We start from the raw sequence: 851 nt of genomic DNA, 5'->3' as shown, positions 1-851 counted from the left end.
GCGGTGATGTCGGGCGCGGTGATCTGTGCGGGCAGCGAGGAAACGCCGCCGTCATCGATGGCGACCACGTCCAGCAGTTCGCCGTTGGCTTGTGCGGGATTCAGTTCGATGCTGAAGCTGCCATCGGCGTTGGCAATGGCACTGCCAATCAACGTGCCGTTGGCATCATGCACCTCCACACGGCTGCCAGCAGGCGCGGTACCGGTGAGGGTGGTGCCATCAGGATCGATGGCCAGATTGCTCGGGCTGTCGGGCGCGGTGGTCAATGGTACGTCGTACTCGGTAGCCACCGAAGCATTGCCGCTTGGGTCGGTCTGCACCAGGCTCAACTGCTCGCCTGGCTGAGCGGCCGGGGCGAGATCGATCAGGAAGGTGCCGTTGGCACCGACCACACCCGTGCCGATCACGGTGCCACTGGCATCGCGCACTTCGACAGTGGCACCTGGCTCGCCGCGACCGCTCAGGGCTGTGCCACCTGGGCCGACCAGGATGTCGGTGACCGCATCGGGCGGTGTAATGTCCGGCGCATCGAACTGCAGCGGCGCCGAGGCGTTGCCGGCGGCATCCACCAAGCGCACGTCGAGTGCTTCGCCGTTGGCTTGGGCAGGCGAGAGGGTGAGGCTGAACAGGCCGTCGGCACCGACGACACCAGTACCAATGACAGTACCGCCGGCATCGCGCACCTGCACGGTGGCGCCGGGCTCGCCGCGACCGGTGAAGGTGACGCCATCGGCCAGGGCCAAGTCAGTCGGTTGCGTTGGCGGCAGCAAGTCGGCCGAGGTGACCGAGCCCGGTTGCGATACGTTGCCGGCGGCGTCGGTGAGGGTGACTTGCAAGGTGCTGCCGTCGTT

At 66.9% G+C, this 851-nt stretch carries 1 protein-coding gene; it reads right to left on the bottom strand.

Annotation, left to right across the window (positions count from 1 at the left end):
* The coding region (locus tag FQ668_RS27275) for an Ig-like domain-containing protein (protein ID WP_144180744.1) at nucleotides 1-851 on the bottom strand (851 nt) is incomplete at both ends.

The sequence above is a fragment of the Pseudomonas sp. Kh14 genome (assembly GCF_900291005.1).
GTDB lineage: Bacteria > Pseudomonadota > Gammaproteobacteria > Pseudomonadales > Pseudomonadaceae > Aquipseudomonas > Aquipseudomonas alloputida.
Note: the sequence above shows the minus strand (reverse complement) of the source record. Positions and strands in the feature narration are given on the sequence as shown.